Here is a 20,173-nt window from a genome sequence, read left to right on the forward strand (position 1 = left end):
GAATGGGTACTGTTGAACACGGTACTGACCGGCAAAATGAACAATTTTCGGTGAAAAGCCGCAGATTGTTTCCCTGACCTTGAATGCATTTGCGCCTTGCAGTCATGTTTTTGCTCTAGTATTTAATGTAATTTGTTTCAAAGTGATGAGTCCTGGTGCTCAAATCATAAAGAATAGGACTACGCAAAACTGCCCCGGTAGTGGTATGGCTTGTTGGCATTAGATGGATGCTCTCTCGCCATGTCTTGCTGGAAACATTTTTGTGTAAACCTAAAGAATTCTAATCGGGGTTTTGGGGATAACATGAAACAAGCAACGCGATTAAAGTCGTTTATGCTGGGTGCCTCTCTGCTGGCGGCCAGTTTGCCGACATGGGCAGTGGTGGATAGCCAGGGTGGCCCGGCAGTACGTGAGCTCAATTTGCAAACGCCAGTGACGCAAATAGCAGAACAAATTTACTCTATTCACAACTTGATGTTGATCATTTGTCTGGTCATCTTTGTTGCTGTCTTTGGAGTGATGTTTTACTCTATATTGAAGCACCGTAAATCCTTAGGACACAAGCCTGCGACCTTCCATGAAAGTACTTCGGTAGAGATCGCCTGGACCATCGTCCCATTTATCATCGTTATTGGCATGGCCTTGCCTGCGACCAAAACGGTGGTGGCGATGAAAGACACATCGAATTCCGATATCACGATCAAAGCCACGGGTATGCAGTGGAAATGGGGTTACGACTACCTCAAAGGTGAAGGTGAGGGTATTTCCTTCTTGTCAACTTTAGCCACACCTCGCACCCAAGTCGGTGCGCCCGGCGTAGCCCCTACCGAAGCACGTGGTGATAACTACTTGCTCGAAGTTGATAATGAAGTGGTAGTTCCGGTGAATAAGAAAGTTCGCTTGATTACTACCGCTAACGACGTTATCCATTCTTGGACCATACCAGCATTCGGCGTTAAGCAAGATGCGATTCCAGGATATGTCCGCGACACGTGGTTTAAAGCCGAAAAAGTCGGTATCTATCGTGGTCAGTGCGTCGAGTTGTGCGGTAAAGAACATGCGTTTATGCCTATCGTCGTCAAAGTAGTTTCTGAAGAAGACTACAAATTATGGGTCGATGGTAAGAAGAAAGAAATGGCGGCGAAAGCGGACGATCCTAACAAGGTTTGGACGATCGATGAGTTGAAACAACGTGGTGAAAAAGTCTACGCGTCGAACTGCGTTGCTTGTCATCAAGCTACTGGTAAAGGCGTTCCTGGTGCGTTCCCGGCATTAGATGGTTCTGCGGTTGTCGCAGGACCTAAAGATGCACAGGTTCATCTGTTGTTGAACGGTAAAGGTGTAATGCCATCGTGGAAGGCAACTTTATCTGATACGGAAATTGCGGCAGTCATTACGTACACGCGTAATAACTGGTCGAACAAGTCCGCAGAAAACATTGTCCAGCCAGCCGAAGTTTTGGCTGCGCGTAAGTAATTGCACAGAACAGCACAGGAGACAAGATGAGCACAACAACCGTTGATCACGCACACGATCACGATCATTCTCATGGTCACGACCATGACCACGCGCATGACCATCCACATGGCTGGCGCCGCTGGTTATTTGCGACGAACCATAAAGATATCGGTACGCTTTACCTCTGGTTCGCTTTCACAATGCTGTTGTCTGGCGGTGTGTTGGCGTTAATTATTCGGGCAGAATTGTTCCAGCCTGGTTTGCAATTAGTGCAACCGGAATTCTTTAATCAATTAACCACCATGCATGGTCTGATCATGGTGTTCGGCGCGATTATGCCGGCTTTCGTTGGTTTTGCGAACTGGATGATTCCATTACAAATCGGCGCGTCTGACATGGCGTTTGCCCGAATGAATAACTTTTCATTCTGGTTGATGCCTCCGGCAGCGATTTTGTTGATCACTTCGTTCTGGGTACCTGGCGGTGCGACTGCTGCTGGCTGGACCTTGTACGCACCATTGTCCACTCAAATGGGCCCAGGTATGGACATGGCGATTTTTGCTGTGCATATCATGGGTGCTTCTTCGATCATGGGTTCGATCAACATCATCACAACAATTCTGAACATGCGTGCCCCAGGCATGACATTGATGAAAATGCCGATGTTCTGCTGGACCTGGTTGATTACTGCCTACTTGCTGATTGCCGTTATGCCAGTGTTGGCCGGCGCGATCACGATGACCCTGACGGATCGACACTTCGGTACATCGTTCTTCAATGCCGCTGGTGGTGGCGATCCTGTGATGTACCAACATATTTTCTGGTTCTTCGGTCATCCTGAAGTCTATATTATGATTTTGCCGGCATTTGGCATTGTCTCGCACATCATCCCAACGTTTGCCCGCAAGCGTTTGTTTGGCTACGCGTCAATGGTCTATGCAACATCTTCTATTGCGATTCTGTCCTTCATCGTTTGGGCGCATCATATGTTCACCACTGGTATGCCAGTGACTGCGCAGTTGTTCTTCATGTATGCGACGATGTTGATTGCCGTACCAACAGGCGTGAAAGTCTTTAACTGGGTAGCGACAATGTGGAGAGGCTCGATGACATTCGAGACGCCAATGTTGTTTGCCGTTGGTTTCATCTTCGTATTTACGATGGGTGGTTTTACCGGATTGATTCTGGCCGTAACGCCAATCGATATTCAGTTACAAGATACTTACTATGTGGTGGCGCATTTCCACTATGTGTTGGTGGCGGGTTCTCTGTTTGCTTTGTTCGCTGGTTACTATTACTGGAGTCCAAAATGGACCGGTTTCATGTACAACGAAACACGCGGCAAGATCCATTTCTGGAATTCTCTGTTCTGGTTTAACGTTACTTTCTTCCCTATGCACTTCTTGGGTCTGGCCGGTATGCCACGTCGTTATGCTGATTATCCAGCACAGTTCACTGATTTTAATCAGATCGCAACGATAGGCGCATTTGGCTTTGGTTTATCGCAGGTGTTCTTTATTCTGGCGGTGGTCATTCCTTCGATCAGAGGCGGTAAGCCAGCACCTGCAAGCCCTTGGGAAGGTGCTGAAGGTCTCGAATGGACAGTGCCAAGTCCAGCGCCATTCCATACGTTTGAAGAACCTCCAGTCGTTCAATAATGAATTGAAACCGACGCTGTGCTAACAAGCGCAGCGTCACGGAAAGCATTTGTTTTTATGAAAAACGATCAAAAAAAACCGAATAATCTCAGGACTGCATTGATCTTGTTTTCAGTCGCTATCATCTTTTTTGCTGGCGTGATTTTGAAACAGACTTTGCGTTTTTGAAACGGAACCTGCATGACCGAGCAAGACCCGAAGTTGTTGGCTTCCAGTAAAAAATTAAATGCGACGATGTTGGGCAAACTGATTGTGGTCGCAGTGGTGATGTTTGGATTTGGTTATGCGTTGGTGCCGATTTATAAGCAAATTTGTGAAATTACCGGTATTAATGTATTAACGCCTAAGGATATTTCCGCGAAGGAGCTAACGAATTCGCAGATTGATCGTAGCCGTGAAGTCACCATAGAATTTGATGCCAACACGCAGGGACCCTGGCGTTTTCGTCCGACCGTACCAAGTATGAAGGTGCACCCGGGAGAGATGTCGCAGATCGTTTATGAAGTCGTTAATAAGCAATCGTACAAGATGGATGCGCAGGCTATTCCAAGCTACGCACCACAACAAGCGAGTGCTTTTTTTAAAAAAATTGAATGCTTTTGTTTTAAGCAGCAGACCTTGGGTCCCAATGAGGCGCGGCAAATGCCAGTCGTTTTTTACATAGACCCAGCTTTGCCGCAGGACGTAAAAACCATCACCTTGTCTTATACGTTTTTTGAGGTTGGGGGATCGCCGAAGGTGAATAGCTCTACAGATCAAGGTAAGACATGAGTGATGTAAAAGAAACGCAAAAATCGGAAGCTTCGTTTTTTAAGGCTATGAAAGCCGTATTTTGGTCGTTTCTGGGTATTCGGAAGAAAGTTGATTACGAACAGGATGCCGCAAAGCTCAATCCGATTCACGTAGTCATTGCAGGTCTGATTGGCGCGCTGATTTTTATTGGGACGCTGGTACTGATCGTGAAACAAGTAGTTGCAAAATAACAATTCTAGTAAGCATATTCAATTGCATCAGGAGATGGAAATGAGTTCTTCAAACGCGAAAGCGCCATATTATTTTGTGCCAGGGCCATCACAATGGCCAGTGCTGGCGGGTTTTTCATTATTGCTCACCATGTTTGGCGCATCGGCCTGGGTCAATGGACAAGACTGGGGGCCATATGCTAATGGCGTCGGTATTTTCCTGACATTAGTGGTGTTGTATAACTGGTTTGGTGACGCGATTGCTGAATCTGAAGGCGGAAAATACAGTGATCGTATCGATACTTCATTCCGTTGGAGTATGAGTTGGTTCATTTTCTCGGAAGTCATGTTCTTCGGCGCGTTCTTCGGTGCCTTGTTTTATGCTCGTAGTATTTCTATGCCTTGGCTAGCTGATCTGGATCATAAGGTATTGTGGCCAGACTTCTCCGGACAATGGGGTAACACCGGACCGGCTGGAACCATTGACGCATTCAGAACGATGACGCCGTTCCCTATCCCAACAATCAATACCGCATTGCTGCTGACTTCAGGCGTTACTTTGACGATTGCACATCATGCTTTGCGTGAGGGACATCGCGCAAAAACGGCTTTCTGGCTGTTTGCAACGATTTTGTTAGGTGCAACTTTCATGGGTTGCCAGGCCTATGAATATATTGAGGCTTACCACGAACTGAACCTGAAATTGACATCAGGTATTTATGGTTCCACTTTCTTTATGCTGACAGGTTTCCATGGCTTCCATGTCACTATGGGGGCAATTATGTTGTCAGTGGTGCTGTACCGCGTTATGAAAGGACACTTCACACCTGAGCAGCATTTTGCCTTTGAAGGCGCAGCTTGGTATTGGCACTTTGTTGACGTTGTTTGGTTGGCGCTGTACGTCGTCGTTTATTGGTTATAAATCACTGATTAAGCGCCAGGACCTCAAAAGCCGCACTTACTAAGTGCGGCTTTTTCATGAGACATCGGTGAGGTTTGAAATCAAATAGTTGTCAAAAAAAGTGTTGGCTTATCTGATACCGGTTGGTTGTATCAGCCCAAAGTGATGCGCAATCAGGATCAGTAAAAACAACGTCACTGAAAAGCCAACACGAAATGCCAGGGCTTTAACAGTGCGGTTGCTTTTGCCCTTGTCTTTCATTAAAAAAACCAAGGCTGAGCCCATACTGAATATAATCAGAAAAAAAGCGATAGCGACGAGAATTTTCATGCTTAAACTTTGCTAAGACGTCATACTAGGGTGAATAATTTTCCATTGTAATACTTTAGTTAAGTAGACATGTTTATTTCCTTTCGGTTGAAATTTTTCCCCTTTGTCGCGACTGTTGTGGTTGTCAGCATAGGTATTAGCCTGGCGCAGTGGCAGACGCGACGTGCACTTGAGAAAGAGCAGCTAGCCGCACAGATCAGCGAGCGTGCACGGCAATCCGCATTGCCAGTTGCTGCCGATCGCCTCGTATCATCAGTACCTATATTTAGTAAAGTTATCGTACGCGGTGAATTTGTTGCACAATGGCCTTTGTATCTGGATAACCGTCCGATGCAGGGAAATGCCGGTTTCTATGTGCTGATGCCGTTTCATATCGAGGGCTCCCAGCGATATGTTTTAGTTGCCCGAGGTTGGCAAGCACGCAATCAACACGATAGAAAAGCATTGCCGGCTTTGACAACACCTGAGGGGTCTCTCGAGATTGAAGGCGTGATTCACGATAAACTAGATCGCGTGATGCAATTAGGTCAGCCGGATCCTTTGAAGCCAGCTGCCATCTTGCAAAATCTTGATTTGAATAATCTGGCAAAGCAAACAGGCTTAGCATTTGAGTCTGTGATTATCGAACAAACTTCGGATGCCCCTGATGGTCTTTTGCGTCAATGGCCTTTGCCTTCAGCGGGTGCCGAAAAGCATAGAGCTTACGCATTTCAGTGGTATGCCTTGTCCGGTATGGCATGCCTATTTTTTGTAGTGACAGGAATTCGTCGTGGAAAACACACAGTATCAACCATCAATAACAAAGCAGACACCGACAATGCAGCAAACAGTTAATGCCACCCATTCTACAAATATGCCTGACCGTGTTAAAGGACGCTGGAGATTATTTTTAATCATTGCGATCTGTGCCGCACCGATGATTGCATCCTACATTTCGTATTACATCATCAAGCCAACAGGACGCACTAATTACGGTACGATTCTCGATCCACGCGCATATCCTACACCTGACCTGAAGGCGAAATTGTTAGGTGAAAATACAACACCTACTACCCTGCAAAAAACAGGGTTAGAGGCCTATCGCGGCAAGTGGATCATGCTGAGTATTGACAGTGCTGCCTGTGCTGATGCCTGTCAAAAGAAATTAATTGACGTTCGGCAGCTTCGTTTGACGCAGGGTAAAGATATGGACAGGATAGAGCGCGTCTGGCTCCTCACAGACGAGCAGCCAATCGCTACTACCTTATTGCGCGAACATGATGGCATGCATGTTTTGCATGTCGACGAAAAAGCCCTCAAGGCTTGGCTGCCGGTGACTGGTGAGACGCAAATTACCGACCATATTTATCTGATTGATCCTTTGGGTAATCTGATGATGCGTTTTCCTAAAGATGCAAATCCTAACCTGATCAAAAAGGATTTGACTAAGCTCTTACGTGCTTCGGCAATAGGCTAGTTATGTGGCTACAACTCGCTCTGACTGCACTCTGCGTGGCGGTGATTCCAGCATGTATTGTATTTTTTTCAAAAGAAAAGAATAAGCATCGCAAGTTGGTCGCGGTCACGTTGGCACTCACATTTGAACTCATCATGTTTGGTGCCTTCACCAGACTGACCGATTCTGGACTGGGTTGCCCTGATTGGCCGGGGTGCTATGGGGAGGCAAATCCCTTATTATCGCATGCGGAAATCAAAGCAGCTGAAATAGCCTTGCCGCAAGGGCCGGTGACGATCCAGAAAGCCTGGATAGAAATGGTGCACCGCTATTTGGCGATGAGCGTTGGTGTTTTAATTTGTGCGCAAGTCTTACTGGCGTGGACGCGCCGCAAAATTACCCGGATTTCACCTTGGTTAAGTACCTCGACATTGCTGTGTGTCTGTGTTCAAGGTGCATTCGGCGCCTGGACTGTCACCCTCAAGTTGCAGCCAGTGATCGTGACAACCCATCTACTGCTAGGGATGAGTCTTTTGGCGCTGCTAGCAGCGGTGCTTGAGCAGCACAATCCAAGCCCGGTTCATATGAAAAAAAGCCATATCAAACCAATGGTCTGGCCCGCCACGCTTGCTTTGATTCTACTTTTCATACAGATTGCCTTAGGTGGGTGGGTTAGCACTAACTATGCGGCGCTTGCTTGTCCAGATTATCCCTTGTGCCAAGGTCAGGTCCTGCCAAATATGGATTTCGAACACGGATTTAGTCTTTGGCGACCGCTAGGGATGACCGCTGGCGGTGACTATTTACCGTTTCCTGCTTTGGTCGCAATACACTGGGTGCACAGAAATTTTGCGCTACTCGTATTAGCGGTTGTTAGCTTTGTGGCATGGCGTGCCTTACACACAACGAATTTTGAGGGGTTAGGAAAGAAATTGTTAATGGCGATTATTGTGCAATGCCTGATTGGCGTGTCCACGGTGCTATTTTCATGGCCCTTATTACTAGCGGTTTTACATAATGGTGGCGCTGCAATGCTAGTGCTTTTGCTGACCATGTTAAACTACCGTGTTAGGCATGCAAGCCGTGCCGCAAGTTTAGTGATTTAACATGACAACTCTCAGTTTGCCTTCTAATCGTCTTGCTCAATATTGGGCTTTGACCAAACCGCGCGTTACCCAATTGGCGGTATTCTGTGCCGTTATTGGCATGTTTCTCGCTACCCCGGATCTACCCGATTGGCGTGTTGTTGTTGCGGCGACTATCGGTATCTGGTTGTTGGCGGGGGCCGCGTTTGCCGTCAATTGCCTGGTTGAACGAGAGATTGACTCACGTATGGCGCGTACTGCACGCCGAGCTACCGCGCAGGGAGAAATCAGCGCATTACAGACCTTGGTGTTTTCCGGTGTTATCGGCGGTATAGGGATGTGGATACTGTATGCAATGGTCAATCCACTGACGATGTGGCTGACTTTTGTGACGTTTGTCGGTTATGCAGTGATTTATACCATTATTTTGAAGCCAGCAACTCCGCAAAATATCGTCATTGGCGGCTTATCTGGTGCCATGCCGCCCGCATTAGGCTGGGCCGCTGTTGCCAATGATGTGCCCATGCAGGCTTGGTTAATGGTACTCATCATCTTCATATGGACGCCGCCACATTTTTGGGCGTTGGCAATGTATCGGCGTGATGATTATGCCCGCTCTGGGTTACCGATGTTGCCGATTACACATGGCATGGAAATCACGCGTCTGCACATTTTTCTTTATACGATCGCTCTTTTTGCCACGACCATGTTGCCATACGCTGTACACATGAGTGGCTTGATTTATTTATTCAGCGCGGTGGTGCTGGGTGGTATTTTCTTGAGCTATGCCTGGAAAATGTATCGAAATTACACCGACATTCTTGCTCGTAAAACGTTTACTTACTCGATCATTTATCTTTCTTTGCTATTCGCTGCTTTGTTGATTGATCATTACCTGAAGTTCTGAGCATGTTAAAAAAAATTCTGGTTCGCTTGTTGACTATAAGCCTGATGGCATTGCTGGCAGCATGTAATGCGCCTGCCGAAAAATTTGAGAATACCGATATCACAGGGATTGATTACGCCAAGGACTTTTCCTTGACCGATCACACTGGCAAAATACGCACGCTGGCAGACTTTAAGGGCAAAGTCGTTGTCATGTTTTTTGGCTACACGCAATGTCCAGATGTTTGTCCTACGACGATGTTGGAAATGGCCAATGTGATGAAACAATTGGGTTCCCAGGCTGACAAGGTGCAAGTGGTTTTCGTGACAATTGACCCGGAGCGTGACACGCAAGCTTTATTGGCTTCTTATGTCCCAAACTTCGATGCGCGTTTTTTAGGGATGTACGGCGACGCTGCCGCAACGGAAAAAATCGCCAAAGATTTTAAAGTCTATTACCAAAAAGTCCCTGGTAAATCCGCGACTAGTTACACCATGGATCATACCGCTGGCAGTTATGTGTTTGACACCAACGGCCACATTCGTTTGTTCCTGCGAAATGGTCAAGGCATAGAACCGATTGTGCACGACTTGAAATTGCTCCTCAAATAATTAAAAAATTTAATCTGAGGATAAGTTGAAGAGGTAATTTACGGTTCTATCCCACTTGCCATAAATTCTTCTTCATATTTTTTTCGAAGTTTTACCAAGTCACCAGAAGTGATAAGTGATTTGATCGTAGCGGAGATTTTCGGCGCCAAATTTTTATTCGCTGGCGTCAAAATATTATAGTTATCAAAACGTGCCAGATCACCAACCAGTTCCATCTCTTTGAGATCGAATTTTTTAATGAAATAACGGCTATTTATTCTAGTATCGATAATGACGTCCACTCGATCTTTCTCGAGCATTTTATATAAATTGTCGTGACCATTGGCTATTTCCAGGTTTTCTACTCCCATTGTCATCTGCTTTAAGTAGAGGATTCCTCTGACGATACCGACTCTGTATTTTTTGAGATCTTCTTTACTATTTATTTTGATACCCCTATTCGATTTGGCTATGGCTGAAGCCGTAAAATAGTAATAGGGCGGGTCTACTCTTTGGAGTGGAGGATTATTTTCTGCGTAGGTATCGATTCGTGCGACTTCGCCATCGACCATGCCACTGGTTGCCATCATTGTTGCTCTGGCGTTTGGCACAGGTTGAACTGTCAGTGTTAGCCCGGCGCGCTTGTAAATATCAGTCAGTATTAGTGAGGCGATAAGCTGGTCGCAGTTACCCTCCGCGCGCGTGAGCCTGACTTCTTGCGCAGACAACAAGCTGCAGAATGTTATTCCACAGACTAGTATCAGTGGGCGAACGATTGCGGCTAAAGCCATAAAATCCTTAAAATTTATTAGACTGAAAGATAAATTCAGCATTTATCTCAGAGTGCCGCTCAAGAAAGCAATTTCCAGAATAGGAAATGTGATCTAGCTTGTCAATGAGACAAATAAGTTTTTCGATAATCAAATAAATGCTCTGTTGGTATCTTAATGTGCGTTGGTGCAGCATTGGCATCTGGCTTGAATGGCGTTGAAGCTACTTCTGTTTTTAAAAATAAAAAAGCACTCCGAAGAGTGCTTTGTTGAACCGCTCGAAGGCAGGTGGCTTTATGCGTAGCTTGCTAAAGCGCCCTTCATTTTTTTCAAAGCAGCACTTTCAATTTGACGAATACGTTCTGCGGAAACGCCATATTCATCGGCAAGCTCGTGTAGAGTAGCGCCTGAACCGTCATCATTTTTTAACCAGCGTGATTCAATAATGTGGCGTGAACGGGCGTCAAGTTTGGATAACGCGCTTTCCAATCCTTCACTTTGCAAACGGTCGTATTGACGAGTTTCCAAAACACGGGTTGGCTCATCGGACTCCGTTTTCAAATAGGCGATAGGCGCGAATTTTTCATCATCGTCATCTGTCGGCGCATCGAGTGCAATATCGTGACCGGATAAACGCATTTCCATCTCGATGACTTCTTCGCGTTTGACATCAAGTGTTTTTGCCAGTGCATCAATTTGTTTCGGAGACATGGTCTCCAAACCTTCTTTGTGACTGCGCAAATTGAAGAACAGTTTGCGTTGTGCCTTGGTGGTAGCCACTTTGACTAAACGCCAGTTTTTCAGGATGTATTCGTGCATTTCGGCTTTGATCCAATGCATCGCATAGGACACCAGGCGTACGCCTTGGTCAGGATCGAAGCGTTTGACGGCTTTCATCAAACCGATATTGCCTTCCTGAATCAGATCTGCATGCGGCAGACCGTAACCCAGATAGCCGCGGGCGATAGAAACGACTAAACGCAGATGTGACATAACCAGCTGTTGCGCGGCACCGAGATCATTTTCCGCCCTTAAGCGTGTGGACAGATTGATTTCTTCTTCATGGCTGAGCATCGGTAGGCGATTAACGGCTGAGATGTAGGCGTCAATATTTCCGAGCGTGCCACTAAAGCCCAATGCCAGCGCAGTGCTGTCTGTTGCCGGGATAAGTTGTGTCGAAGTCATTGCGATGGTTCCTCCTCATTGCTGCCAGCTTCAATAAAAATATTAAAACCAAGCGATATAAGCCCTTATATTAGCACTCTCTGAAGAAGAGTGCTAATAGTTGGAATTGATGTTCAAATTTTTCTGCAGCAAGAAAAATTTGCCGCGTGGAAAGATGTTTTAACAGCAATTTTATCGTGCATGAAACTTGATTTTCGAGAAATCAATTGCGCTCTACAAGGCCACAGTCACGCAAGATAAAGATGTGAAAATGTAACAAAAATGTCCAAATAATGACTGTTTGAGTCACTTAGCCATAAAAAGTTGCATTAATTCTCGAAGATTCGCGCTTAGCTGGCACGAGAGAGTTGGCGGCGGACAGATAAATAGGCCCCGCATAATCCCAGCAACATGCTGACGGCCAATAAACCCAGGCTAGGAACAATACCCAACGGTGTCAGACGGAACTCTGATGCATACAGCTTGGCAAACTCAGCAATCGCCTGATTAAGTGGTCGTAGCGATGCTGCAATACCGCCCAGAGCCAAAATACCCGCTAACAAACCCAGTAAGGCACCCGTATAGTAGTAAGGGCGGTGAATGAAACTATTTGTAGCACCTAGCAAACGAGTGACAGAGATTTCTGCTTGATGGGAAATGACTTGCAAGCGAGTTGCATTAAACACAACCACAATTACGACCACACCCAACGTGATCGCCAAAAATAATAAACCCATTTGCAATATTTGAACTAAAGCGGCCAATCGTTTTACCCAGGCGGAATCGACTTGCACCACATCAACATCTTGCAAAGACTTTAATTGTTCAACCAAGCTATCCAGTTTTTCAGAATCGTTGTTAGAAAGCGACAACACATAAGCGTCCGGTAATGGATTGCCACCCAAGGTGGACAGCACTTCAGCAAGACTGGATGAATCTTGCATCGTTGCCAGCGCTTTTTCTTTTGGAATAAATGCCAATTTGCCGCTAATCGAATCTTGTTTGAGCAGGCGCTTGATTGGTATGGAAAGAGCCGTCGCACTCTCGCGTGTCGTATCTGGACTGACGAAAATACTGATTTCTGGTTCTATCGATAGTTGCGAAGAAATCGGCCGTATATTTTCAATTAGGGTAAGACCTGCGATCGGTAAAGCCAGCGCGATGGCGACGACTAAGACATTGAATAAGAAATTGCCCGTACCAGCACGCAAATGCGTGTAGGCACTTTTTAATGCAAATAGATGCTCACGAAACCAGATGGTCATAAGATATCCTCGAAAGTACGTGATCAGGCGGCGATACTGGCGGAATTCCAGGCATCAGTAATCTGCCCGTGGCTCAGGTAAATAACACGGCTCGCCTGCTCCAAAAATTGTTCATCGTGACTCGAAATCAAACACGTCACGCCGGCACTTTGAAAGGCTTTCAAGGCGTTTAACACTTTATTCGCATTATCACGATCCAGAAATGCGGTAGGCTCGTCGGCCAAAATGATCTTAGGTCGATTGACAATGGCTCTTGCAATGGCGACCCGCTGTTGTTCGCCACCAGACAAAGTCAGAGGCAGTGCATTGGCTTTATCTAATAAATTTACTTTTTCTAGCGCGACCCGTGCACGCGATTCGGCTTCCTGGGCGGCCGCACCGGTGACAATCAATGGCAGCATGACATTTGCCAGGATACTACGGTCATTTAATAATTTCTGATCTTGCAAAATCAAGCCCAATTTACGCCGCAGATAAGGCAGGCTGCCCGTCTTCAATTTGCTCACATCTTGCCCGTTGACCATGACACGGCCAGTGGTCGGTTTTTCGATGCCCGCAATCATTTTCAGTAACGTAGATTTACCGGCACCAGAAGGTCCCGCTAAAAAAATCAGTTCACCATCGGGTATCGTCAGAGAAATATTGCGCAAGGCGCAGGCCTCGCCAGCATATAGTTTGGAGACGTTATCGAATTCGATCATAGCGGTTTAATGTACGTGCTTTAGTTATTTTAGTTAAATAAGGCGTCGACAAATTCTTGCGCGTTAAACGGTTGTAAATCGTCAATTTGTTCCCCAATACCAATGAAATATACGGGTATTGGGCGATTTTTTGCAATTGCGGCCAACACACCACCCTTGGCAGTACCATCGAGTTTGGTAATGACTAAACCGGTTAATTGTAATGCGTCGTCAAATGCCCGGACTTGTGCCAGCGCATTTTGACCGGTATTGCCATCAATAATCAGCAATACCTCTTGCGGTGCGCCATCCATACCCTTAGCAATCACGCGCTTCACTTTTTTCAGTTCTTCCATCAGATGTAATTGCGTCGGCAGCCTGCCCGCCGTATCAACCATCACAATATCGGTACCTTTCGCCCGTGCAGATGCGACTGCGTCAAAGGCGACTGCTGCCGGGTCACCGGATTCCTGAGAAATCACGGTTATGTCATTACGGGCGCCCCACACGGTCAATTGCTCGCGGGCTGCAGCGCGGAAGGTATCGCCAGCGGCCAGCAACACAGACTGGCCATGCACTTGCATATGCTTGGCAAGTTTGCCAATCGTTGTGGTTTTTCCTGCGCCATTAACGCCTGCAATCATCATTACCAATGGTTGATGACGACCCAATTCAAGCGGTTTTTGGAGGGGAGATAGCAATTCCAGTAATAAAAACTTGAGAGCAGATTTAACTTGTTCCGCTTCAGTGAGTTTTTCGTCCTTGACCTTCTTCTTCAAAGCATCCAGCAAGAATAAAGTTGCCTCGACACCGGCGTCCGAAGTGAGCAAGGCAGCTTCTAATTCATCGTAAAGCTGATCGTCAATCCGTGCACCGACAAATAAGGTCGTCAGATTGGACGAGGTTTTTGCCAGCCCCGCTTTTAATCGAGTGAGCCAGGAGCGTTTTTGTTCTGCAGGTGCTGGCGCAAGATCATTGCGCTGCACCGGATCTGCAACAGTTGCGTTGGCAACGTCAATGATCGCAGGCGTTGTCGGAGTCGCTTCTGCATTGGGAGAAATGCTCTCAGAGGCAGGTGTGGCAACGCTTTGCGCCGCTGGCACTGGCTCTTCTTTGGGTTTTCTTTTGAAAAAACTAAACATCTGGGATGATTTTGCCGGAAGAAGGATGGCTGTCAACTGCCCATCCAAGTATTATAGAATGCCACCATTCTAACAGACCACGCACAGTAATTCGATTTACCAGTGTCAAGCAAACAATGAAACCTAAGACTAAAAAGCCTGTATCTCCTCAACGCGCCGCCCATCAGGTCAGAATTATTGGCGGCCAGTGGAAGCGCAGCTTGCTCAGCGTGATCGAAGCCGACGGTTTACGACCAACCCCCGACCGTGTCAGAGAAACCACATTCAATTGGCTCAATCACTTAGTTGATGCGCATTGGGCACCTATTACTTGTTTAGATTTGTTTGCGGGTAGCGGCGCGTTGGGCTTTGAAGCTGCCAGCCGTGGTGCGTCTCAGGTAGTGATGGTTGAATCTCACACGCCGGCTTTCAAGCAGTTAGAGCAGGTCAAAGCCAAATTGCAGGCAAACCAATGTCAACTAGTGCGTGGCGATGCGGTCAAAGTGGTAACTCATGCAGCTTCTCAGGGGCAAAAATTTGATGTCATCTTTTTAGATCCCCCGTTTGAGCAAAGTTGGTTAGAAAAAATATTGCCGTTATGCACTGAAATTATTCATTCCAAAAGTTACGTGTATGTCGAGTCAGAATTTGCTTTGGACGCCGAAAACGGCGATGAAAATATGCAATCTTTGCTCAGCGGTTGGCAGTTGATACGTGCTGATAAAGCAGGAAGTGTGTATTTTCATATTTTGCAACGCAGCATTTGACAATATGAAGTGCACGAAAATCAGGCATAATGGCAGATCAAATTGGTGCATATCATTATGCGATTAGTGAAAATAGGGAGTGAAGATGGTCACAGCCGTATATCCGGGAACATTTGATCCGTTGACACGTGGTCACGAAGATCTGGTACGTCGTGCTTCAGGTTTGTTTGATACCTTGGTGGTAGGCGTTGCAGACAGCAAAAGCAAAAAGCCATTTTTTTCGCTAGAAGAACGGTTGAGTATAGCCAACGAAGTGCTCGGCCATTACCCAAATGTACGGGTAGAAAGTTTCTCGGGATTGCTGAAGGATTTTGTTCGTAAAAACGACGCGCGCGTGATCGTGCGTGGTTTGCGTGCGGTATCTGATTTTGAATATGAGTTTCAAATGGCGGGCATGAATCGTTATTTGTTGCCCGACGTAGAAACCTTATTTTTGACGCCGTCAGACCAATACCAATTTATTTCAGGCACCATTGTGCGTGAAATTGCGATGTTTGGTGGTGACGTGTCCAAATTTGTGTTTCCGTCAGTTGATCGCTGGTTAAAGCAAAAAGTAGCTGCAGCCAACGAAAACAAATAAGTACTGCGTAAGTTCGCAGTTGCGTAATAATCAGACTTGGCTGGCCGCTAAGTCTGATGCGTAGAAAGAGAAGTGAGTAAGTATGGCTTTAATGATTACTGACGATTGCATTAATTGCGACGTATGCGAGCCCGAATGTCCTAATGACGCGATTTTCATGGGGCCAGAAATTTATGAGATTGATCCGCATAAATGTACTGAATGTGTAGGACATTACACAGAACCACAGTGCAAACAGGTTTGTCCTGTGAATTGCATCCCATTTAATCCGGAGTGGCGCGAAAGTAATGCGCAATTGCAGGCCAAGTATGAGCGTTTGCAAGCAGAGCAAACAAAGTAATGATCATCCAGCGGTAAACTATTTGCCGCTGCCTCGTCCAGACTTGGACTTATTCGCAGCGCACCATATTCCGACCTGATCGTTTGGCGTCATATAAAGCGCGGTCAGCTCTGGCAATCATTTCTTTTGAGACGGCGACTTCGTCACCCCGATTGATCTTTTCAGAAACGGTTGTGAGACCAATAGAAATGGTGCAGTGACACGTACCTGATTCGGATAATTGAAACGCCTTTTCAGCGATACTACGCCGAATACGCTCCGCCACCAGCATCGCATCTTGTAAATTTGCGTTGATCAGTAATACGACAAATTCTTCCCCGCCAAAACGTCCTAAAGTATCGCTTAGACGTAATTCCGCTTTGATTCGTCGCGCAACTTCGCATAACACGTCATCACCACCTTGATGGCCATGCTTATCGTTGATTTTTTTGAAAAAATCTATATCCAGGTACATACAGGCAATACCATATCCCTGACGTCTGGCGCGGCCAATTTCTTCAAGTGTGCGTTGTTCGACATAACGACGATTGCTGACGTTCGTTAACGGATCGGTCAAACCTATATAGGTTAGCCGTTCGTTATTAATGACATTTTCGAGGCAAATCGCAATGATGGAACCGAGCCTTTGAATAAAGTCAGTTGCCATACTCGGCAAGAAGCGTTCGGCGGTAAAACTGCCGAGATTTAAATAACCGATTAATCGACCCTGACGTGTGAGCGGTATCAACGCAACACTGGCTGGTTTTTTGCTATAACTGCGAAAAAATTGCTCGTACAAATGACGTTGGTAAGGCCCTAAAACTGGTTTGTTGGCGTTGGTGCAAGGTGTCTGTAATTCACGTTCATTGCGGACAAATAACATATGCGGAAATTCGCGTAAATTGATCCGTAAATCATGCAGCATCTGTTGTAAATCCTGACGCGGATCGAGGAGGATCAGGCTTACTACATCGAGTTCGGACGTGATCGCCAAAGAACTGAAAATACTAATGATTAATTCGCGGAAGTGACTTGTACCGATAATCTGTAATTCGAAATTCTGATGCCGCTCCATGATATTTTGGTTGCGGTGTGCATGCGCAAGAATATCCTCCAGCCGAGAGCGCAGGATTTTATTTTCCATACGCAACTCATCCTGTACTGAAGCGTACGGTGGATGTGTCGCTGAATAGGGCGCAGTACTGTTCATCAATTTTCTTTTAAAAGTGCACAAGTACAAAACATGCAAGCTAATCCATGTGGTATCAAAAGGCAATAGATATCTGTACTTCATCCCCGATCGCAATTGTTGCGCCGGCACCACTATCAACAATCACATTCATACCGAAAGTAATCTCGCCATCGACGATGGGATTAGCGCGATACGGCTGTAAAATATCCACTGGGTTCGCACCCACTATGCCCGTCTTTTGATCAACCGCTGGCATTGGACAACGTGGGCAGGGTTTCACCGGACGTAATTGTAGTCGATTGCTCACGTCAAAGCTTGCCGCATAATCTTCTTCAAAGGCGTCGATACCGTCAATCACAATATTCGGTCGGAAGCGATTCATAGGAACTGCACTGCGTCCTTGATTTACCGCTTTCTGGTTTAAATCTTCCAGTGAAGCTTCTGAAATTAATAGCAAAGGGTAGCCGTCAGAAAAACGCGTTGGCGCCAGCGTAGCACCTGTCCATTCCGTATTGGCAAAACGTTGCACATGTGCTGAAAAACGTACTAATCTGCAGGCAGTGCCAAGCACCTGGCTGAACCAGGCGGCTGCAACATCACCTGCATCATCGGCGTTTAAAGCGAAATCCCAGATCACTACCGGAATATTATTTAAAGGCGTAGCAGAGTTGTTTATAGCCAGCAATAGACTTGTCATGCCATCGAAATCGACCTGAAGATGCTGATTCGTGATCGTGCATTGAACACGCGCCATGAGCGGAAATTCACGTTGACTAATAAATTGTCCCTGTAAATCGACCAGCATCCATTCTCTGTCATGTACGCCGTTAAAGCGTAGCCCAGCTTCGGTGACGGTGGCTTGGGACACAGCGATTCCTGCGCAGGATTTGATGGGATAAATCGTCAACTCACTAATGCTCGGCATGCCAGATCCCGTAAAAATTTGTCGTTGTAATTCAGAGTTGAACTATTTTAATGCAATAATCACCATAAGTAGCGAAAGAATATATCTGCAGATTAAACCTTACCCTGAAATTGGGCGCGATAGGCGGTGGGTGAAATAGTGAATTCGCGCGCAAAGTAACGCCGCAGTAATATTCCCGAGCCAAAACCAGCATCCACCGCAATGTCTTCTATGGCGCGCTGACTGGATTCTAATTGGCGTTGTGCAAACACCAGCCGGTGGTGCAATAACCATTTACCGACCGTCGTGCCAGTCATTTGTTGAAAATGTCTTGTAAAGCTGCGTCGGCTCATCAGTGCGCGCTGCGCCAGAAAATCCAGGCTTTGCGGGTGACCGAGATTGTCCAACATCCATTCAAGCACCTTAGATAAGCGATCGTCGCTGGCCAGAATTGGAATTGCTTGCTCAATATATTGTGCCTGACCGCCTTGTCGATGCGGTGCTACCACGAGCCTTCTGGCAATCGTCGCAGCAGCCTCGGCGCCATATTGCGAACGTAACAGGTGTAGGCAACAGTCAATCCCTGCTGCTGTGCCAGCGGACGTTATCACATCCCCCAAATCAACATATAAGACATTCGGATCAAGCTGAATGTCAGGAAAACGCCGAGAAAACTCGTTTGCCATTGCCCAGTGGGTGGTTGCGCTACGTTGTTGTAATAAACCAGCCTCCGCGACAACGAAAGCGCCCAGGCATAAACCAACAATCCTGGCGCCGCCATTGTGCGCCCGACGCAATACTTTTAAGAGCGCAAGCGGAGCAGGGCGCAGATCGTCGTACCAAGACGGAATAATGATGATGTCAGCACGTGACAAAGCGGATAAACCGTGTTGTGTTTGGATGGAAAATCCGGCATTCGTACGAACGCTGTGTTCGCCTTTTCTTTCCGCAATGGCACACACTTTGAGATTGAATTTTGGTAATGGCGTATCGCAATGATGTTCACCAAAAACCAGGCAAGGCACTGATAAGTGGAAGGGGCTGATGCTATCAAACGCAAGAACTGCGATTGAAATTGCACCGGGCGGTTGGGATGTTGACAGGTTTTTCATTGTGACCCGATTGTATCGTATATTGGCTATCGGGTCACTTCAGGGATGAATGAATAAAGCGCAAAATAATACCCGTTAACACATCTGATACATCTGACCCATCTGACACATCTGACACATTTAACATTTTTTTCTGAAACCTTTCAAAGAAAGCCTTCGATGAACACACCAAATTCTTCACTAATAAAACGTGCACTGATCGTCATTGATGTTCAGAACGAATATTTTAACGGCAATATGCTGATCGAATATCCTGATCCTGCGATTTCGTTGCGCAACATCGGTATTGCAATGGATGCGGCCCGGGCCGCCGGTATTCCTATATTGGTTGTGCAGCACTCGGCACCAGAGGAATCACCTATCTTCGCCAGGGGCTCCGATTCTTGGCAATTGCACGACGAAGTCAAGCAACGACATTATGATCATTTGATTGAAAAAAATATGGCTAGCAGCTTTGTTAGTACCGATGCGAGCACTTGGTTGCAAGCGCAGGAAATCAACACACTGACGATCGTTGGTTATATGACGCATAACTGTAACGCCAGCACAATTTATCAGGCCGCACATGAAGGCTATACGGTTGAAGTATTGAGTGATGCAACTGGGGCGCTACCTTACCGTAATGAGGCTGGTTATGCGAGTGCTGAAGAGATACACAGAGTTTTTAATGTCGTGTTTCAGTCGAATTTCGCGGCTGTTGGTACTACCGGGGAGTGGATCAATGTCGTTCAACATCAAAGCAAATTAGAAAAAAGCAATGTCTTGATTTCTCATCTTGCCGCGAGGGAACAGATAGCTTAATGACTATCGGTATTGCTACTTATTTTGGTGTTTATATTTAATATTTTTATTTTTTTATTTTTATTTTTTGGCGAATTCTAGGATGAAGTGCAATTTATGAACGGTACCGGTTAATGAGGGCAAGATGCGATAGCATTTGTGCCTTTTTGACCGGCCAGTCGAAATTGCATAATGAACTACACACATCTCACCC

Annotated in this window: 24 protein-coding genes; 15 read left to right on the forward strand and 9 right to left on the reverse strand. The window is 46.3% G+C overall.

What is annotated here, in order from left to right; translation table 11 throughout:
• Positions 1-303: 303 nt before the first annotated feature.
• From coxB to ACO0K1_RS13345, 6 genes are read left to right on the forward strand one after another with little or no spacing between them, the layout of a single operon-like run.
• Complete coding sequence (coxB, locus tag ACO0K1_RS13320) at positions 304-1,476, forward strand: cytochrome c oxidase subunit II (RefSeq protein WP_423026477.1); 1,173 nt, start codon at positions 304-306, stop codon at positions 1,474-1,476.
• A 26-nt stretch (positions 1,477-1,502) separates the two neighbouring features.
• Positions 1,503-3,116 (forward strand): cytochrome c oxidase subunit I, encoded by a 1,614-nt coding sequence (gene ctaD / locus ACO0K1_RS13325; protein WP_423026479.1) that lies wholly within the window; start codon positions 1,503-1,505, stop codon positions 3,114-3,116.
• 57 nt (positions 3,117-3,173) lie between these two features.
• Positions 3,174-3,284, forward strand: a complete 111-nt coding sequence (locus ACO0K1_RS13330) for a cytochrome oxidase small assembly protein (protein WP_423026481.1) — start codon at positions 3,174-3,176, stop codon at positions 3,282-3,284.
• Positions 3,285-3,296: 12 nt separating this feature from the next.
• A complete protein-coding gene (locus ACO0K1_RS13335) occupies positions 3,297-3,887 on the forward strand; it encodes a cytochrome c oxidase assembly protein (protein WP_423026483.1) in 591 nt (196 codons plus the stop codon).
• The gene (locus tag ACO0K1_RS13340; RefSeq protein WP_423026485.1) at positions 3,884-4,099 is read left to right on the forward strand and encodes a DUF2970 domain-containing protein; all 216 of its coding nucleotides are present in this window, start codon (positions 3,884-3,886) and stop codon (positions 4,097-4,099) included. Before ACO0K1_RS13335 ends, ACO0K1_RS13340 begins: the two co-directional genes overlap by 4 nt.
• 40 nt (positions 4,100-4,139) lie before the next feature.
• A complete protein-coding gene (locus ACO0K1_RS13345; RefSeq protein WP_423026487.1) occupies positions 4,140-5,000 on the forward strand; it encodes a cytochrome c oxidase subunit 3 in 861 nt (286 codons plus the stop codon).
• Positions 5,001-5,108: 108 nt separating this feature from the next.
• On the opposite strand, the gene ACO0K1_RS13350 is transcribed toward ACO0K1_RS13345, so the two are convergent.
• A complete protein-coding gene (locus tag ACO0K1_RS13350) occupies positions 5,109-5,309 on the reverse strand; it encodes a twin transmembrane helix small protein (RefSeq protein ID WP_423026489.1) in 201 nt (66 codons plus the stop codon).
• 69 nt (positions 5,310-5,378) lie between these two features.
• On the opposite strand from ACO0K1_RS13350, the gene ACO0K1_RS13355 reads away from it, so the two are divergent.
• Genes ACO0K1_RS13355 through ACO0K1_RS13375 form a run of 5 tightly spaced genes read left to right on the forward strand, consistent with a single transcriptional unit; the run spans position 5,379 to position 9,326 of the window.
• On the forward strand, positions 5,379-6,143 hold the full coding sequence (locus tag ACO0K1_RS13355; RefSeq protein ID WP_423026491.1) for an SURF1 family protein: 765 nt from the start codon (positions 5,379-5,381) through the stop codon (positions 6,141-6,143).
• Positions 6,127-6,765 (forward strand): SCO family protein, encoded by a 639-nt coding sequence (locus ACO0K1_RS13360; protein WP_423026493.1) that lies wholly within the window; start codon positions 6,127-6,129, stop codon positions 6,763-6,765. Before ACO0K1_RS13355 ends, ACO0K1_RS13360 begins: the two co-directional genes overlap by 17 nt.
• Positions 6,766-6,767: 2 nt before the next feature.
• Positions 6,768-7,850 (forward strand): COX15/CtaA family protein, encoded by a 1,083-nt coding sequence (locus tag ACO0K1_RS13365; protein ID WP_423026495.1) that lies wholly within the window; start codon positions 6,768-6,770, stop codon positions 7,848-7,850.
• A gap of 1 nt (position 7,851) precedes the next feature.
• The gene (cyoE, locus tag ACO0K1_RS13370) at positions 7,852-8,736 is read left to right on the forward strand and encodes a heme o synthase (protein ID WP_423026497.1); all 885 of its coding nucleotides are present in this window, start codon (positions 7,852-7,854) and stop codon (positions 8,734-8,736) included.
• Positions 8,737-8,738: 2 nt separating this feature from the next.
• A complete protein-coding gene (locus tag ACO0K1_RS13375) occupies positions 8,739-9,326 on the forward strand; it encodes an SCO family protein (RefSeq protein WP_423026499.1) in 588 nt (195 codons plus the stop codon).
• A gap of 38 nt (positions 9,327-9,364) precedes the next feature.
• Here ACO0K1_RS13375 and ACO0K1_RS13380 read toward each other — a convergent pair whose 3' ends face one another.
• The 5 genes from ACO0K1_RS13380 to ftsY all read right to left on the reverse strand — a co-directional run bounded on the left by ACO0K1_RS13380 (position 9,365) and on the right by ftsY (position 14,326).
• Positions 9,365-10,138, reverse strand: a complete 774-nt coding sequence (locus ACO0K1_RS13380; RefSeq protein WP_423026501.1) for a substrate-binding periplasmic protein — start codon at positions 10,136-10,138, stop codon at positions 9,365-9,367.
• 231 nt (positions 10,139-10,369) lie between these two features.
• A complete protein-coding gene (rpoH, locus tag ACO0K1_RS13385) occupies positions 10,370-11,260 on the reverse strand; it encodes an RNA polymerase sigma factor RpoH (protein WP_423026503.1) in 891 nt (296 codons plus the stop codon).
• A gap of 329 nt (positions 11,261-11,589) precedes the next feature.
• On the reverse strand, positions 11,590-12,504 hold the full coding sequence (locus ACO0K1_RS13390; RefSeq protein ID WP_423026505.1) for a cell division protein FtsX: 915 nt from the start codon (positions 12,502-12,504) through the stop codon (positions 11,590-11,592).
• A gap of 23 nt (positions 12,505-12,527) precedes the next feature.
• A complete protein-coding gene (locus ACO0K1_RS13395) occupies positions 12,528-13,205 on the reverse strand; it encodes a cell division ATP-binding protein FtsE (RefSeq protein WP_423026508.1) in 678 nt (225 codons plus the stop codon).
• Between the two features lie 29 nt (positions 13,206-13,234).
• Positions 13,235-14,326, reverse strand: a complete 1,092-nt coding sequence (gene ftsY, locus ACO0K1_RS13400; RefSeq protein ID WP_423026529.1) for a signal recognition particle-docking protein FtsY — start codon at positions 14,324-14,326, stop codon at positions 13,235-13,237.
• Between the two features lie 116 nt (positions 14,327-14,442).
• Between ftsY and rsmD the strand changes: the two genes are divergently transcribed.
• From rsmD to ACO0K1_RS13415, 3 genes are all read left to right on the forward strand, one after another.
• A complete protein-coding gene (gene rsmD / locus ACO0K1_RS13405) occupies positions 14,443-15,072 on the forward strand; it encodes a 16S rRNA (guanine(966)-N(2))-methyltransferase RsmD (protein WP_423026510.1) in 630 nt (209 codons plus the stop codon).
• An 85-nt stretch (positions 15,073-15,157) separates the two neighbouring features.
• Positions 15,158-15,652, forward strand: coding sequence for a pantetheine-phosphate adenylyltransferase (coaD, locus tag ACO0K1_RS13410; protein ID WP_186913515.1), 495 nt, complete (start codon positions 15,158-15,160; stop codon positions 15,650-15,652).
• A gap of 82 nt (positions 15,653-15,734) precedes the next feature.
• Complete coding sequence (locus tag ACO0K1_RS13415) at positions 15,735-15,992, forward strand: YfhL family 4Fe-4S dicluster ferredoxin (RefSeq protein ID WP_423026512.1); 258 nt, start codon at positions 15,735-15,737, stop codon at positions 15,990-15,992.
• Between the two features lie 49 nt (positions 15,993-16,041).
• Here the strand turns inward: ACO0K1_RS13415 and ACO0K1_RS13420 are convergent, their stop codons facing one another.
• The 3 genes from ACO0K1_RS13420 to ACO0K1_RS13430 form a co-directional block, all read right to left on the reverse strand.
• Positions 16,042-17,181 carry a GGDEF domain-containing protein gene (locus ACO0K1_RS13420; RefSeq protein WP_423026514.1) on the reverse strand — a complete coding sequence of 380 codons (1,140 nt, stop codon included), beginning with the start codon at positions 17,179-17,181 and terminating at the stop codon, positions 16,042-16,044.
• 55 nt (positions 17,182-17,236) lie between these two features.
• A complete protein-coding gene (locus ACO0K1_RS13425; RefSeq protein ID WP_423026516.1) occupies positions 17,237-18,088 on the reverse strand; it encodes an MOSC domain-containing protein in 852 nt (283 codons plus the stop codon).
• A 92-nt stretch (positions 18,089-18,180) separates the two neighbouring features.
• Positions 18,181-19,179: a GlxA family transcriptional regulator gene (locus ACO0K1_RS13430; RefSeq protein ID WP_423026518.1), complete on the reverse strand. Its 999-nt coding sequence runs from the start codon at positions 19,177-19,179 to the stop codon at positions 18,181-18,183.
• A 159-nt stretch (positions 19,180-19,338) separates the two neighbouring features.
• On the opposite strand from ACO0K1_RS13430, the gene ACO0K1_RS13435 reads away from it, so the two are divergent.
• Positions 19,339-19,980, forward strand: coding sequence for a cysteine hydrolase family protein (locus ACO0K1_RS13435; protein WP_423026520.1), 642 nt, complete (start codon positions 19,339-19,341; stop codon positions 19,978-19,980).
• Positions 19,981-20,173 lie beyond the last annotated feature (193 nt).

Origin of the sequence: Undibacterium sp. SXout20W (assembly GCF_049340285.1) — a bacterium.
GTDB lineage: Bacteria > Pseudomonadota > Gammaproteobacteria > Burkholderiales > Burkholderiaceae_D > Undibacterium.